Annotated in this window: 2 protein-coding genes; both read right to left on the bottom strand. The window is 59.7% G+C overall.

Going from position 1 to position 1,295, the window contains the following annotated elements; genetic code table 11:
• On the bottom strand, window positions 1-198 hold a 198-nt coding region (locus EFQ99_RS34815), incomplete at its 3' end, for a nitrogenase (protein WP_016737551.1).
• Window positions 199-305: 107 nt separating this feature from the next.
• On the bottom strand, window positions 306-1,199 hold the full coding sequence (gene nifH, locus EFQ99_RS34810) for a nitrogenase iron protein (RefSeq protein ID WP_004675840.1): 894 nt from the start codon (window positions 1,197-1,199) through the stop codon (window positions 306-308).
• Between the last annotated feature and the right edge of the window lie 96 nt (window positions 1,200-1,295).

Raw genomic sequence — 1,295 nt, 5'->3', positions numbered from 1 at the left:
CACGCCCGGAATGGACTTGATGTTCGATTTGACGTCGCATTCGGAAAGGGCCTTCGGCTCATCGCCAGGCTCGTCGCCGCTCGTTGCGACGCTGAGGTGCTTCTTGCGGCGCTTCGCCGCCTTGTCTGGATATTGCGCTAATACTTCCGCAATGAGCTGTTCATGCAAAACGCTGTCATTCTCGTAATCAAGGCTCATGGGCCCCTGCCCCCTTTCAAGGTTCGGGTTAGGTCGTCGTCGCCGAAGCGGCTTTCTTGGAAGGACGCGCTGGCGCAAGGGCCAGCGCGTCCTGTCGACAGCGGCAGTTATTGAGCCGCAACCACCGCTGACTCCTTGGCCTGTAGTTCGGCCAGCATCTGCTCGTCGCTCTTCATGATGCCGAAGTCGAGCAGCATGTCTTCGAGCTCTTCCATGGTAATCGGGGTCGGAATGGTCCCTTGGCCCGAATTGGCATGGATCTTCTCGGCTAGCGCCCGATATTCCCCGGCCTGCTTGGAGTCCGGCGCGTACTGGATCACCGTCATCTTCCTGAGCTCGGCGTGCTGGACGATGTTGTCACGCGGCACAAAGTGGATGAGCTTGGAATTGAGCCTGGCAGCCAGCGCCTCGGAGAGGTCGAGCTCGCGGTCCGTCTGGCGCTCGTTACAGATCAGGCCGCCGAGCCGCACGCCGCCGGAATGGGCATATTTCAGGATGCCCTTGGCGATGTTGTTGGCGGCATAGAGCGCCATCATCTCGCCGGACATCACGATGTAGATCTCCTGGGCCTTGTTCTCACGGATCGGCATCGCAAAGCCACCGCACACCACATCGCCGAGCACGTCATAGGAGACGTAGTCGACATCGTCATATGCACCGTTCTCTTCAAGGAAATTGATCGAGGTGATGACGCCGCGCCCGGCGCAGCCGACGCCCGGTTCCGGACCGCCGGACTCCACGCACTTGATGCCTTTGTAGCCGGCCTTGAGCACGTCCTCGAGCTCAAGGTCTTCCACCGAACCTTCCTGCGCTGCCAGATGCAGAACCGTGTCCTGTGCTTTGGCGTTCAGGATCAGCCGGGTGGAGTCGGCTTTCGGGTCGCATCCGACGATCAGGATCTTCTGCCCGAGGTCGACAAGCGCTGCGAGCGTATTTTGGGAGGTGGTGGACTTGCCGATCCCCCCTTTGCCGTAAAATGCGATTTGACGCAAATCTGACATATCGCCTTCCTTCTTTCGTTCCATCCATCGCTGAGTAAAAGGCAGGCAGCTCGCGCCGCCTCGCATGGCAATCTTCAAAACCCGTGCCATGTGGGC

The sequence above is a fragment of the Rhizobium vallis genome (assembly GCF_003985155.1).
GTDB lineage: Bacteria > Pseudomonadota > Alphaproteobacteria > Rhizobiales > Rhizobiaceae > Rhizobium > Rhizobium vallis.
This window is presented reverse-complemented; position numbering and strand designations above follow the sequence as displayed.